This window comes from Rhizobium sp. 007, from assembly GCF_015353075.1.
GTDB lineage: Bacteria > Pseudomonadota > Alphaproteobacteria > Rhizobiales > Rhizobiaceae > Rhizobium.
Genome location: NZ_CP064187.1, coordinates 2,111,486 through 2,124,040, shown reverse-complemented (window position 1 = coordinate 2,124,040; position 12,555 = coordinate 2,111,486). Strand labels below are relative to the sequence as shown.

The following is a 12,555-nucleotide window of genomic DNA, read 5'->3' as shown; positions in this document are numbered from 1 at the left end:
TATGCTGAGAACGTTCGACTTTGTGCTCATCGGCGTCATGACGGCAGCGGCCACCGTGACCTATACAATCAAGCACCGCGCAGAATTGAAGCTCGAAGAGGTTCATCGCCTCGAAGCCGAGATCAAGCTCGAAAAGGATACGATCGATCTGCTCAAGGCCGACTGGGCGCTGCAATCGCAGCCGAACCGGCTGGAGCGGCTGGTGAACACCTATAATGGCGAACTGAAGTTGCAGCCGACGGACTCCACCGCGCTCGTCCATATGCGCGAATTGCCGATGTTGAAATCGCAGGTTCCGGTTCCGGAAATCACGGAGGCGAAGAACGGCCAGAAGCCTGGTGCACGCGCAGGTACGGCCGTTGCTGCCAAGGCGCAGCCGGTTCCCACTCCGGCACCGCGGGCGGAAGAAGAGGATCTGATGTCAACGGGATCTGTGGAGTAGCCATGTCGTTTCTCTCTCGCATCATGGTCCTGAAAAGCCAGGCGCATTTCTCCTCCGGCGTCTATAACCGCTTCGGTGGCCCGTCGGGCAGCTTGCCGCTTGAAGGCTCGCGCAAGAAGAAGTCCGGTCAGGCCAAAAGCCGCGTCGGCCTGCTGATCCTCGGGTTCACCGCGCTTTACGGCGTCATCGGCGGCCGCCTGGTCGAATATGGGATGAAGGATCCGGAAGTCGTTTCCAGCATCCTGCCACCGGACCGCCTGATGGCGTCGCGGCCCGACATCCTCGATCGCAACGGCGAAGTGCTGGCGACCGACATCCGCACGGTTTCCCTTTTTGCCGAGCCGAACAAGATCGTCGATGCCGATGAGGCAATCGAGAAGCTTGCGACTGTCCTGCCCGATCTCGACGTGAAGGGCACTTACAAGAAGCTCTCGGTCAAGAGTTCGCATTTCGCGTGGCTTCGCCGCCAGCTGACCCCGAAGCAGCAGAGCCAGATTCTGGCGCTCGGCATTCCCGGTATCGGTTTCCGTCCGGAAAAGCGTCGCTTCTACCCGGGTGGTCCGACGGCCTCGCATATTCTCGGTTACGTCAACATTGACAACCGCGGCGTCGCGGGCATGGAAAAATACATCGACGACCAGGGCCTTGCCGACCTGGCATCGGTAGGAATGACCAGCGATCAGCCGCTCGAGCCGGTCAAGCTCTCGATCGACCTGCGCGTCCAGAACATCGTGCGCGACGTCGTGATAAACGCGGTCACCAACTACGAAGCCAAGGGCGCGGGCGCGGTCGTCCTTAATATTCATACCGGCGAAGTGCTCGGCATGGCCTCAGCGCCGGACTTCGACCCCAACAATCCGGAAGAGGGCGCCAAGGAAGGCTGGCTGAACCGCATGTCGAACGGCACGTTCGAAATGGGCTCGACCTTCAAGACCTTCAGCACGGCCATGGCGCTCGACAGCGGCAAGGTCAGCATTAACGACAGCTTCGATGCGAGCCGCCCGATCCGCATCGGCGGCTTTACGATCAACGATTTCCACGGTCAGCGCCGCTGGCTGACCGTGCCGGAAATCTTTGAATATTCGTCGAACATCGGCACGGCGAAGATGATCGATATCGTCGGCATGGACCTGCAGAAGGACTATCTGACGCGCTTTGGGCTGCTGACTAAGATGCGGACGGAACTGCCGGAAGTGAAGATGCCGAGCCAGCCGAAGGTCTGGAAGAAGATCAACTCGATCACGATCTCTTTCGGCCATGGCGTCTCGACGACACCGCTGCAGACGGCCGTTGCCGGCGCAGCCCTCGTCAACGGCGGCAAGCTCATCGAGCCGACCTTCCTGCCGCGCACCCGTGACCAGGCAGACGAGACGGCCGAGGTCGTCGTCAAGAAGAGCACCAGCGACGAAATCCGCTACCTGTTCAAGCTGAACGGCCTCAAAGGTTCGGGACGCAACGCCGACGTGCCAGGCTTCAACGTTGGCGGCAAGACGGGCACGGCCGACAAGGTCGTCAACGGCCGCTACGCGAATGATTTGAATTTCAACGCTTTCATCGCGGCGTTCCCGATCGATAGTCCGCAATATGTCGTGCTGACCTTCTGCGACGAGCCACATAACGGCGAAAAGGGCCAGAACATCGCTGCCTACACGGCTGCGCCAATGGTCAAGAACATCATCCGGCGTGCCGCACCCATCCTCGGTATCGAACCGCAATTTGGCCAAGACGGATCGGCCTTGCTGGTGTCTTATTGAGTGTGAATGAATACCAGCGCCGATTCGCGTGGGGTGGGCGGCGTGAGAGAGAAAAGACATTCGATGAAACTGCGGGACATAGCCGGAAGCGCGTTTCCGGAAATCAAGGAGCAACTCGAAGGGCCGGTAGGCGGGCTGGAGATTTCCGGGCTTTCAGCCGATAGCCGCAAGATCGAAGCCGGAATGGCGTTCATTGCGGTGGCCGGCTCGAAGGCGGACGGCGCGGTCTATATCGCCGATGCCGCCAAACATGGCGCGACCCTTGCCGTGTCGGCTCAAGCCGTCGAGGCTCCCATTCCTGTCCTGGCGGTCAAGGAACCGCGCCGTTTTCTCTCCGTTGCCGCATCGCATTTCTATGGCAGGCAGCCTCGGACGATGGTTGCCGTAACCGGCACGGCGGGCAAAACCTCCGTCGCTTCCTTCACGCGCCAGATCTGGGCCTATGCCGGACATCCGGCGGCCATGATCGGCACGACCGGCGTCGTTTCGCCGATGCGCAACGAATACGGCTCGCTGACGACGCCCGATCCGGTTTCGCTGCACAAGCTGCTGGCCGATCTCGCTGACGAGGGCGTGACGCACGCTTCGATGGAGGCATCGAGCCACGGTCTCGATCAGTGCCGTCTGGATGGCGTGAAGCTTTCGGCTGCCGCCTTCACCAATCTCGGCCGCGATCACATGGATTATCATCCGACCGTCGAAAGCTACATGGCCGCCAAGATGCGGCTTTTCGATACGTTGCTGCCGAAGGGTTCGCCTGCCGTCATCTTCGCCGACGATGCCTGGTCCGAGCAGGCGATCAAAGCGGCGAAGGATGCGGGCCACGATGTCCGCACCGTCGGCCGCAAAGGGGACTATCTGGCGCTGAAGCGGGTCGAGCACTTCCGTCACAAGCAGATCGCCGAAGTTCATTGCGGTGACGAGATTTTCGAGGTCGATATTCCGCTCGCCGGCGATTTTCAGGTCGCCAATGGGCTGGTTGCCGCGGCGCTTGCCATGTCCACCGGCGTTTCAGCCAAGATCGCGATGGCCGCGCTTGAAAAGCTGCAGGGCGCCTCGGGGCGTCTCGAACTCGTCGGCCATACGAAGGATGGCGCACTTGCTTATGTCGATTACGCCCACAAGCCGGATGCGCTGGAAAATGTACTGAATTCCGTGCGTCCCTTCACGACCGGGCGCGTGATCCTTGTCTTCGGCTGCGGCGGCGACCGCGACCGGGGCAAGCGTCCGATCATGGGTGAGATCGCCTGCCGCCTGGCCGATGTGGTGATCGTCACGGACGACAATCCGCGTTCCGAGGAGCCGGCCTCGATCCGAGCCGAGATCATGGCTGCGGCGCCATGCGCCACCGAGATCGGTGACCGTTCGGAGGCGATCTACGAGGCCGTCGGCATGCTGAAATCCGGCGACACACTCATCGTTGCAGGCAAGGGGCATGAAGAAGGGCAGACCATCGGGAGTGTGACGCTGCCGTTCTCGGACCACGCCGAAGTGCGCGAAGCTTTGGAGGAGCTGAAATCGTGAACTGGCTTTGGACCACCGATGACATGATTGCCGCCATGGCGGGCCGCCCGTTCGGCACGCTTCCTGAAGGCATCACCGGCATTTCCATAGACAGCCGCTCGATCGGTACCGGCGAAGCCTTCTTCGCCATCAAGGGCGACCGGGTCGACGGCCATGACTTCGCCTCGATGGCGATGGCGAACGGTGCTGCACTTCTCGTCGTCAGCGAAGCCCGCCTTCCGGGGCTTGGCCGATTGACTGTTCCGATGATCGTCGTCGACGATGTGCTCGCAGCCCTCGGTCGGCTTGCCGTCGCGTCGCGTCAGCGTTCGCGGGCTCAGATCATTGCGGTGACGGGCTCTGTCGGGAAGACGACGACCAAGGAGATGCTTCGCCACGTGCTTTCGCCGTCCGGAAAGGTGCACGCCTCCGTCGCCTCCTTCAACAACCATTGGGGCGTGCCCTTGACACTGGCACGCATGCCGCTCGACACGCACTTCGGCGTCTTTGAAGTCGGCATGAACCACCCGGGCGAAATCCGGCCGCTGGTGAAGATGATCCGGCCGCATGTCGCCGTCGTCACGACGATCGCTCCCGCGCATCTCGGCAATTTCAAGAGCATCAAGGAAATCGCCGCGGCGAAGGCGGAGGTTTTCGAAGGCTTGGTGCACGGCGGGCATGTCGTGCTCAACCGCGACAGCGACCAATACAATTTCCTCGAACGGACGGCGCAGTCGCTCGGCATCGAGAATATCCATTCCTTCGGCCAGCACGCGAAGGCCGAGTTCCGCCTTGCGGAATTCAACGGTTCGGACGAAAGCTCGGCGCTCTGGCTGACGATCGACGGCGACACGTTCGAAGTGGCGATCGGCGCGCCCGGACGGCATATTGCGGAAAATGCGCTGGCCGCTCTCGGCATCGTCACGCTCGTTAACGCGGACCTCGACAAGGCGATCGCAGCGCTGGCCACCCTGCAGCCCGAAAAGGGCAGGGGTCGCCGCCACAAGTTGTCGATCGGAAACGGCAGCTTCACGCTGATCGACGAAAGCTACAACGCCAACCCCGCCTCGATGCGCGCGGCGATCGCGCTGCTTGCCACAGCCGGTCCGGCAGGCCGCGGGCGCCGCATCGCCGTGCTCGGCGACATGCTGGAAATGGGCGAATACGCGCAAAAGGTTCATTCCGACCTATCCGGGCCGCTGCTTGCGGCCGGCATCGAACATGTCTGGCTTGCGGGCAAGGACATGCTGGCGCTGAAGGAATCGCTTCCCGACAGCGTGCAGATCGAATACCGCGAGAAGACGGAAGAACTGACGGAATATGTATTGAACTCGGTCGCGCCTGGCGACGTGTTGATGGTGAAATCGTCTTTGGGGATAGGCTTCGGCAAGATTGTCGCTGCGATCCTTGACAGGTTTGCGCCATTTGTAGACACGCAACGCGAACTTTGACCGGGTAAACAAGGGGCCCCGAATGCTGATTTGGCTAGTCGAACTGTCGGACCAACTGAAATTTCTGAACTTGTTCAGATACATTACCTTCCGTACAGGCGCCTCTCTCTTCACGTCCGCACTGATCGTCTTCCTCTTCGGGCCGATGATCATCAACTCGCTCCGAATCCGCCAGGGAAAGGGCCAGCCGATCCGCGCCGACGGGCCGCAGACGCACTTCAAGAAGGCCGGCACGCCGACCATGGGCGGGCTGATGATCCTCGCAGGCATCGTCGGCGCCTCGCTTCTGTGGGCCGACCTTTCCAACGTCTATGTTGTCGCGACGCTGCTCGTTACCCTCGGCTTCGGCGCGATCGGCTTTTACGACGACTATCTCAAGGTCACGAAACAGAGCGATAAGGGGTTCTCGGGCAAGGCGCGTCTCGGCATAGAGTTCGTGATTGCCGGCATCGCCGTCTATTTCATGATGCGCACCGCGCTTGCCTCCGGTACCGCAGGCTCGACCTTCGGCTCCTCGGTCGCATTCCCTTTCTTCAAGGATTTCCTGATCAATCTCGGCATCGTGTTCGTGGCCTTCGGTGGCTTCGTCATCGTTTCGGCGGGCAACGCCGTCAACCTGACGGACGGTCTCGATGGTCTAGCGATCGTTCCGGTGATGATTGCCGCCGCCTCCTTCGGTATCATCGCCTATCTTGCCGGTAATGCGGTCTTTGCGAACTACCTGCAGATCAACTTCGTGCCCGGCACGGGCGAACTTGCCGTGGTTCTCGGCGCAGTCATCGGTGCAGGCCTCGGCTTCCTCTGGTTCAATGCGCCGCCCGCCGCAATCTTCATGGGCGATACGGGTTCGCTGGCGCTCGGCGGCACGATCGGCACCGTTGCGGTCGCGACCAAGCACGAGATCGTCATGGCAATCATCGGAGGTCTCTTCGTTGCAGAAACGCTCTCGGTCATCATCCAGGTCGGCTTCTTCAAAATGACCGGGCGCCGCGTCTTCTTGATGGCGCCGATCCATCACCATTTCGAGAAGAAGGGCTGGACCGAAAGCCAAGTGGTGATCCGCTTCTGGATCATCGCCGTCGGCCTTGCGATGCTCGGCCTTTCGACCCTCAAGCTGCGGTGAGGCGGACATGATTCCTGTCACGACGTTTGCAGGAAAGAAGGTCGCCCTATTCGGGCTTGGCGGGTCCGGATTTGCAACGGCCCGCGCGCTCATTCTGGGCGGCGCCCATGTCACGGCCTGGGACGACAATCCGGACAGTGTCACCAAGGCGGCCGCCGAGGGAATCCATACCGCGGACCTGCGAAGCATCGATTGGAGCGTTCAGTCGCTCTTCGTTCTGTCTCCGGGTGTGCCGCTCACGCATCCGAAACCGCATTGGACGGTCGATCTCGCCCGCGCCGCCAGTGTCGATATCGTTGGCGATGTCGAACTCTTCGTGCGCGAGCGCCGGGCGCATGCGCCGGATTGCCCGTTCATCGCCATCACAGGCACGAACGGCAAGTCGACGACGACCGCGCTGATTGCCCATATCCTGAAATCCAGCGGCCGCGACACGCAGCTTGGCGGCAACATCGGAACGGCCGTGCTGACGCTCGATCCGCCGAAGGCCGGACGCTACTATGTCGTCGAGTGCTCCTCCTACCAGATTGATCTGGCGCCGACGCTGAATCCCTCTGCTGGCATCCTGCTCAACCTGACGCCTGATCATCTCGATCGTCACGGCACGATACAGCACTATGCCGGCATCAAGGAGCGCCTGGTTGCCGGCAGCGGCACCGCTATCGTTGGCGTCGATGACAGTCATTGCGAAATGATCGCTGATCGCGTCGAGCGGGCAGGAACGAAGGTCGTCCGCATTTCGCGCCGCCATCCGCTGGCCGATGGAATCTATGCCGAGGGTACGAAGCTCATACAGGCTTCTTCGGCTGCGGCTCTGCCGCTTGCCGATCTCGACGGCATCCAGACGCTACGCGGCGGCCACAATGCGCAGAATGCCGCTGCGGCGGTCGCCGCCTGCCTTGCCGTCGGCGTTTCGGCCGAAGAGATTCGCACCGGGCTTGCCTCCTTCCCCGGCCTCAAACATCGCATGCAGCCGGTCGGGACACGCGGCAACGTCGTCTTCGTCAACGATTCGAAGGCGACTAACGCAGACGCCGCAGCGCCCGCGCTTTCCAGCTACGATCGCATCTACTGGATCGCCGGTGGTCTGCCGAAGGCGGGAGGCATCACGACGCTTGCACCGTTCTTCCCGCGCATCGCCAAGGCTTATCTGATCGGCGAAGCGGCGGCGGAATTTGCCGCGACGCTCGGCGAGGCGGTGCCCTACGAGATTTCGGGGACGCTGGAACGCGCGGTTACCCATGCCGCGGCCGATGCGGAAAAAGATGACACTGGTCCATCCGCGGTGATGTTATCCCCGGCTTGCGCAAGCTTCGACCAGTACAAGAACTTCGAAGTCAGGGGCGATGCATTTGTCAGCCATGTGGCAGCGCTCGACGGAGTGACTATGCTGGTCGGTTCGGCAACAGGAGATAAATGACATGGTGAGCCGTGCGGAACGTGGGCCTTTGGCCGATTGGTTTTGGACCATCGACCGCTTTTTTCTGGCGATGTTCATCTTCCTGATGGGCGTCGGCTTCATGCTCTCCTTTGCGGCCTCGCCCGCGGTTGCCGAGCGCATCGGGCTCGAGCCGTTCCATTTTGTGAAGCGCCACGCGGCTTTCATGATCCCCTCGATCGCCGTCATGATCGGGCTTTCCTTTCTGACGCCGCGGCAGGTGCGACGGACCGCCATCCTACTGCTTGTCATCTCGCTCGCCATGATGGTCCTGGCACTTTTCTTCGGCATCGAGGTCAAAGGCTCCCGACGCTGGGTGACGCTTGCCGGCATCTCGGTCCAGCCGTCGGAATTCATGAAGCCCGCCTTCGTCGTCGTCTGTGCTTGGCTCTTTGCAGAGCATGCGCGTCAGCCGGAAATCCCGGGCAACCTCTTTGCGATCATCCTCTTTGGGATGGTCGCGGCTCTGCTCGTCGCCCAACCTGACCTTGGCCAAACGATCCTGACGACGGCCGTGTGGGGTGGCATGTTCTTCATGGCGGGCATGCCCTGGATATGGATCATCCTGCTCGGCGCCGGCGGTGCTGGCGGGCTGCTCAGCGCCTACTACGTCTTCCCGCACGTGGCGGGGCGAATAGACAAATTCATGACCGGCGAGGGCGACACGTTCCAGATCGACACTGCGCGCGAGGCCATCATCCGCGGCGACTGGTTTGGTAAAGGACCGGGGGAGGGCATCGTCAAGCGCATCATCCCGGACGCGCATACCGACTTCATCTTCTCGGTCGCCGCCGAGGAATTCGGCATCATCTTCTGCATCGCGCTCGTTCTGCTCTTCACGGTCCTTGTTTTGAGGGGGCTATCGCACGCATATAAGGAGAAGAACGACTTCAACCGGTTTGCCGTCGCGGGGCTCGTGCTTCAGATGGGCATCCAGTCGATCATCAATATCGGCGTCAATCTCGAGCTGCTTCCGGCAAAAGGCATGACGCTGCCGCTGATTTCCTACGGCGGTTCGTCCATGGTCGCGATCTGCGTGACCGCCGGTTTTATTCTCGCGCTGACGCGCCATCGCCCGGAAAAACGTGCACAGGAGCGGAGCCTCTTCCGCGTGCCGCACGGAATGCCGGCGGAGTAAAATATGCCCGTGCCGTCTAAATTGTCCCCCACCCTAACCCACTGCCCGCTTGCCGGGAGAGGGGACGTGCCCCATGAGACGGTGAGGGGTACTAAGAAGTTGCGGCATGCGTTCTTCTCCCCCTCAATACGGGGAGAAGGTGCCGCCAGGCAGATGAGGGGCGGCTGCCTGGTTGAAAGGCGAACCTACCGATGAGCAAAGGTATCATCCTGCTCGCCGCCGGGGGCACCGGCGGCCACGTGTTTCCAGCAGAGGCTTTGGCATACGAGCTGAAGGCGCGCGGTTATTCCGTGCATCTCGTGACGGACAGCCGTGCCGAGCGCTTTGCCGGCAAATTCCCCGCGGATGAAATCCACGTCGTGCCGTCGGCGACGATCGGCTCGAAGAACCCGGTCGCAGTCGCGCGTTCGCTGTGGACGCTGTGGACCGGAATGCGTGCCGCCAAGAAACTGATCCAGCGGCTGAAGCCTGCGGTCGTCGTTGGTTTCGGCGGCTATCCGACCGTGCCGCCGCTGCTTGCCGCCACGCGCCTCGGCGTGCCGTCGATGATCCACGAACAGAACGCCGTGATGGGCCGCGCCAACAAGGCGCTGGCGCAACGCGTGCAGGCGATCGCCGGCGGTTTCCTGCCGGAGAATGGCGGCGCTTATTCCGAGAAGACCGTGACCACCGGCAATCCGGTGCGTCCGGCGATCATCGAAGCGGCGAAGGTGCCATACAAGCCTTCCCATGCCGGAGAGCCCTTCAATCTCGTCGTCTTCGGCGGCAGCCAGGGGGCGCAATATTTCTCCAAGGCGATGCCGACGGCGATCAGCCTGCTTGACGACGAGTTGCGTGCGCGGTTGCGCATTACCCAGCAGGTGCGCCCCGAAGACATGGAAATGGTGAGCGGCTGTGTGGCCAGGCTTGAGATGGGGGCGGATATCGCGCCGTTCTTCACCGATATGGCGGAGCGCCTTGCAAATGCGCATCTGGTGATCTGCCGCTCGGGCGCCTCGACCGTTTCGGAAATTTCGGTCATTGGCCGTCCGGCCGTGCTTGTGCCTTATCCGCATGCACTTGATCACGATCAGGCGGCGAACGCCGCAGCCCTTGCCGCGACCGGTGGCGCGAAGGTCATCGCACAATCGGAGCTCTCGCCGGAGAAGATCGCTTCTATCCTGACACATGTGATGAACGACCCGCAAAAGCTCGCCCGGATGGCGGCAGCCGCAAAGCAGGCCGGGAAACCGGACGCTGCGAACTTGCTTGCCGGCATGGTTGAGGCTATTGCCGCCGGACGTACAATTGCACAGTTCAAGGGGACACAGTCATGAAAATGCCGAAGGCGATCGGCCTCGTCCATTTCATCGGGATCGGCGGGATCGGCATGAGCGGTATCGCCGAGGTGCTGCATAATCTCGGCCACCGCGTGCAGGGATCGGACCAGGCCGACAGCGCCAACGTGCAGCGCCTGCGTGACAAGGGCATCGAAGTCTTCGTCGGCCACAAGGCGGAAAACCTGGGTGATGCTGAAGTTGTGGTCGTCTCGACCGCCATCAAGAAGGACAATCCGGAGCTTATCGCCGCCCGCGAGAAGCTGCTGCCGGTCGTGCGCCGCGCCGAAATGCTCGCCGAACTGATGCGCTTCCGCAATGCAATCGCCATCGGTGGCACGCATGGAAAGACGACGACGACATCGCTCGTCGCCACGCTGCTCGAAGCAGGCGGGCTCGATCCGACCGTCATCAACGGCGGCATCATCAATGCCTACGGCACGAATGCACGCATGGGCGAGGGCGAGTGGATGGTGGTCGAGGCCGACGAGTCGGACGGCACATTTCTGAAGCTGCCCGCTGACGTCGCGGTGGTGACCAACATCGATCCGGAACATCTCGACCACTACGGCAATTTCGACGCCGTGCGCGCCGCCTTCCGGCAGTTCGTCGAGAACGTGCCCTTCTACGGCTTCGGCGTCATGTGCCTCGATCATCCGGAGGTCCAGGCTCTCGTCGGCCGCATCGAAGACCGTAAGGTCATTACCTATGGTGAAAATCCGCAGGCCGACGTGCGCTTCATGAATGTGCGCATCGACGGTGCACGGTCGATCTTCGACGTCGAAATCCGCCGCCGCCGCACGGGACAGGTCATCAGGCTCGACAATCTCGTGATGCCGATGCCCGGCCGACATAACATTTCGAATGCAACGGCAGCGATTGCGGTCGCCAACCGCCTCGGCATTTCGAGCGCCGACATCGCAAAGGGCCTCGCCTCCTTCGGCGGCGTCAAGCGCCGCTTTACGCTGACCGGCGAATGGAACGGCGTGCAGATCTTTGATGACTACGGCCATCATCCGGTCGAGATCAAGGCCGTGCTGAAGGCCGCGCGCGAAGCCTGCAAGGGCCGCGTCATCACCGTTCATCAGCCGCATCGCTACACGCGCCTTTCCAGCCTGTTCGAAGAGTTTGCCGCCTGTTTCAACGATGCCGACAGCATTTTCCTTGCTCCGGTCTATGCCGCGGGCGAAGATCCGATCGAAGGCGTGGATTCCGAGGCACTCGTTTCCCGCATCAAAGCGGGTGGCCATCGCGACGCGCGCTTCCTCGCTCATCAGGAGCTTTTGCCTGAAATGGTCGCGGACATTGCAAAGCCCGGCGATTTTGTGGTTCTCTTAGGGGCTGGGAATATAACTTACTGGGCAGTCTCGCTGCCCAAGCAACTGGAAGGTCTTTCGGGAAAGTCTGCATGAAACAGGTGAATGGGGAAAAGCTTCTCGAGTCTCTCGGAGAAGGTGTGAAGGATATCCGGGGCCGTATCACGCCGGATGCCCCCATGGACCGTGTCACCTGGTTCCATGCTGGCGGTCTTGCCGAGCTGATGTTCCAGCCGCACGACGAGGCGGACCTTATCGCATTCCTGAAAATCCTGCCGGAAGAGGTGCCGCTGACGGTCGTGGGCGTCGGTTCGAACATTCTCGTGCGCGATGGCGGCATTCCGGGCGTCGTCTTGCGGCTTTCTGCCAAGGGCTTCGGTTCGGTCGAGCTTGCGGGCGACAACCGCATTCTCGCCGGTGCCATCTGCCCGGACAAGCATGTGGCCGCGATGGCGATGGACAACGGCATCGGCGGCCTCCATTTCTTCTATGGCATCCCGGGCAGCATCGGCGGTGCGGCGCGCATGAACGCCGGCGCCAATGGCAGCGAGACCCGCGATCGCTTGGTCGAGGTCAATGCCATCGACCGCAAGGGCAACAAGCTCGTGCTGTCGAATGCAGACATGGGATATTCCTACCGTCATTCCACGGCCTCACCTGATCTCATCTTCACCTCCGTGCTTTTCGAGGGCTATCCGGAGGACCGGGCGAAGATCCGCGCCGACATGGATGCGGTGCGCAATCACCGCGAGACCGTGCAGCCGATCCGCGAGAAGACCGGTGGTTCGACCTTCAAGAATCCCCAAGGTCATTCGGCCTGGAAGCTGATCGACGAAGCGGGCTGCCGGGGTCTCGTCATCGGCGGCGCGCAGATGTCGTCGCTTCATTGCAATTTCATGATCAATATGGGGCAGGCGACGGGCTACGATCTCGAATATCTCGGCGAGCAGGTTCGCCGTGAAGTCTTCGAAAATTCCGGCGTCAAGCTCGAATGGGAAATCAAGCGCCTCGGCGTCTTCATGCCGGGCCGCGAGGTGCGCCCGTTCCAGGGTGTGACCAGCGAATAGCCATTTT

Annotated in this window: 10 protein-coding genes; all 10 read left to right on the top strand. The window is 61.6% G+C overall.

The genetic code is table 11. From position 1 onward, the window contains the following. The first annotated feature begins 1 nt into the window (after position 1). On the top strand, positions 2-442 hold the full coding sequence (locus tag ISN39_RS10765) for a hypothetical protein (protein WP_074068932.1): 441 nt from the start codon (positions 2-4) through the stop codon (positions 440-442). 2 nt (positions 443-444) lie between these two features. Further along, on the top strand, positions 445-2,196 hold the full coding sequence (locus ISN39_RS10760) for a penicillin-binding protein 2 (protein ID WP_194730037.1): 1,752 nt from the start codon (positions 445-447) through the stop codon (positions 2,194-2,196). Between the two features lie 6 nt (positions 2,197-2,202). Further along, complete coding sequence (locus ISN39_RS10755; RefSeq protein ID WP_194730036.1) at positions 2,203-3,720, top strand: UDP-N-acetylmuramoyl-L-alanyl-D-glutamate--2,6-diaminopimelate ligase; 1,518 nt, start codon at positions 2,203-2,205, stop codon at positions 3,718-3,720. Then, on the top strand, positions 3,717-5,150 hold the full coding sequence (locus ISN39_RS10750; protein ID WP_194730035.1) for a UDP-N-acetylmuramoylalanyl-D-glutamyl-2,6-diaminopimelate--D-alanyl-D-alanine ligase: 1,434 nt from the start codon (positions 3,717-3,719) through the stop codon (positions 5,148-5,150). Before ISN39_RS10755 ends, ISN39_RS10750 begins: the two co-directional genes overlap by 4 nt. A 22-nt stretch (positions 5,151-5,172) precedes the next feature. Further along, the gene (gene mraY / locus ISN39_RS10745) at positions 5,173-6,273 is read left to right on the top strand and encodes a phospho-N-acetylmuramoyl-pentapeptide-transferase (RefSeq protein WP_022714365.1); all 1,101 of its coding nucleotides are present in this window, start codon (positions 5,173-5,175) and stop codon (positions 6,271-6,273) included. Between the two features lie 7 nt (positions 6,274-6,280). After that, complete coding sequence (murD, locus tag ISN39_RS10740; protein ID WP_194730034.1) at positions 6,281-7,693, top strand: UDP-N-acetylmuramoyl-L-alanine--D-glutamate ligase; 1,413 nt, start codon at positions 6,281-6,283, stop codon at positions 7,691-7,693. Between the two features lies 1 nt (position 7,694). Beyond that, complete coding sequence (gene ftsW, locus ISN39_RS10735) at positions 7,695-8,849, top strand: putative lipid II flippase FtsW (protein ID WP_039845350.1); 1,155 nt, start codon at positions 7,695-7,697, stop codon at positions 8,847-8,849. 191 nt (positions 8,850-9,040) lie between these two features. Beyond that, positions 9,041-10,165 (top strand): undecaprenyldiphospho-muramoylpentapeptide beta-N-acetylglucosaminyltransferase, encoded by a 1,125-nt coding sequence (murG, locus tag ISN39_RS10730; protein ID WP_194730033.1) that lies wholly within the window; start codon positions 9,041-9,043, stop codon positions 10,163-10,165. Then, complete coding sequence (murC, locus tag ISN39_RS10725; protein WP_194730032.1) at positions 10,162-11,577, top strand: UDP-N-acetylmuramate--L-alanine ligase; 1,416 nt, start codon at positions 10,162-10,164, stop codon at positions 11,575-11,577. The genes murG and murC overlap by 4 nt, the downstream gene beginning before the upstream one ends. Then, entirely contained in the window at positions 11,574-12,548 is a 975-nt protein-coding gene (murB, locus tag ISN39_RS10720) for a UDP-N-acetylmuramate dehydrogenase (RefSeq protein ID WP_074068926.1), read from the top strand. The genes murC and murB overlap by 4 nt, the downstream gene beginning before the upstream one ends. Positions 12,549-12,555 lie beyond the last annotated feature (7 nt).